Origin of the sequence: Methylobacterium sp. Leaf123, from assembly GCF_001423405.1 — a bacterium.
GTDB lineage: Bacteria > Pseudomonadota > Alphaproteobacteria > Rhizobiales > Beijerinckiaceae > Methylobacterium.
Genome location: NZ_LMNS01000031.1, coordinates 1 through 1,361, shown reverse-complemented (window position 1 = coordinate 1,361; position 1,361 = coordinate 1). Strand labels below are relative to the sequence as shown.

The window sequence follows — 1,361 nt, the reverse complement described above, 5'->3', positions numbered from 1 at the left end:
GATCTTGAACTCACGTCCGAACTTGCGACGCTGCATGGAGCACCTCCGGCTTCATCATCACACCTAAACTGGGTGTCCGTGAAACCGGCAGCAGGCCAACGGCCTTGCGCAGAGTCGAGGAAGGTTTCGCGGCCAGCGTCGAAGAGGCGGCGGGCGTCTCACGCAAGGTGCGGGCGCGCCGGGTGCTTCTTGCCACGGGCGCCGACGAAGTGGAGCCGGACCTGCCGGACCTTCCCGACGCCGTCAGACGCGGCCTCGTGCGCTACTGCCCGATCTGCGATGGCTACGAGGCGAGGGACAAGCGCATCGCGGTGATCGGCCATGGCGACAGGGGCTTCGGAGAGGCAGTGTTCGTGGCCCGCACCTATTCGCGTGACGTGACGCTTCTGACGCTGGGGCAAGGCATGCATCTCGACGCGGGCGAGCGTGAGCGTGTCGAGAAGCACGGCATCAAGGTCGTCCACGAGCCGGTGACAGACCTCGATATCGAGGATGCCCGGATCACACGGCTACGCACGGCGAGCGGTGACGAACACCGGTTCGAGGTGCTCTACTCGGCTCTTGGATTGAAGCTTCGCTCCGAACTCGCGTTGGAACTGGGAGCCGAGCACGACGGAACGGGAGCGCTCATCGTCGACGAGCACAATCGCACGACGGTACCGGGCCTCTACGCCGCCGGCGGCGTGGTGCGCGGTCTCGACCAAGTCGTGGTGGCGATGGGACATGGTGCGATGGCGGCCACCGACATCCACAATCGCTGCGAACTGCCCACCGAGGAAGAAGTCGACGGGCCCGACAGCTCCGCGTGATCCCAACAGCGGGCGCGTAGCTCTTGGAATATCGCGGCCGCGTGCGGACGGTGCCTACCGATCGCTCTGGATGCGGGCCGAACCGAGCCAGGGGACCGACAGGGCGGCGATGCGATGGATCGTCACCACATCGATATCGAGGAGCGCACGCGTGAGCCACGGCGCCGCTGCGGCACTTGGGCCGGCAAGGTGGGACGTCGAGCGAGGCGAACCCTCTCGCGTTGCCGGTTTTTCTCAGCTCAGATGCCCAGGATAGGCCAACACCCCGTGTACCCGTGCAAACGGTCAAGCTTGCCGACGATCACGGCGACGTCATCGAGGGGCTGTGGCTAATATATCATATGACGTGAGCTTGGCCGCTGCTAACAGGGGGCACGTTTTCACAAACCCCTGGTTTAAACCTTGCGCAACTCCCTGATCCTCGCCGGCCTCACGGGCATTCTCCTGTCGGGCACGGCGCTCGCTGCCGACCTCCCGCGCCGCGCGGCTCCCCCGCCGGTGTTCCAGCCGGTGCCGGTGTTCACCTGGACGGGCTTCTACGCCGGTTTCAAC

1 protein-coding gene and 1 pseudogene are annotated in these 1,361 nt (G+C 65.5%); both read left to right on the top strand.

Translation table 11 applies throughout. The features are described from left to right. Nucleotides 1–104: 104 nt before the first annotated feature. Nucleotides 105–809 carry an NAD(P)/FAD-dependent oxidoreductase gene (locus ASF53_RS15865; RefSeq protein ID WP_286134485.1) on the top strand — a complete coding sequence of 235 codons (705 nt, stop codon included), beginning with the start codon at nt 105–107 and terminating at the stop codon, nt 807–809. 402 nt (nt 810–1,211) lie between these two features. After that, nucleotides 1,212–1,361: pseudogene (locus tag ASF53_RS27080) on the top strand (porin family protein); the annotation flags it as partial.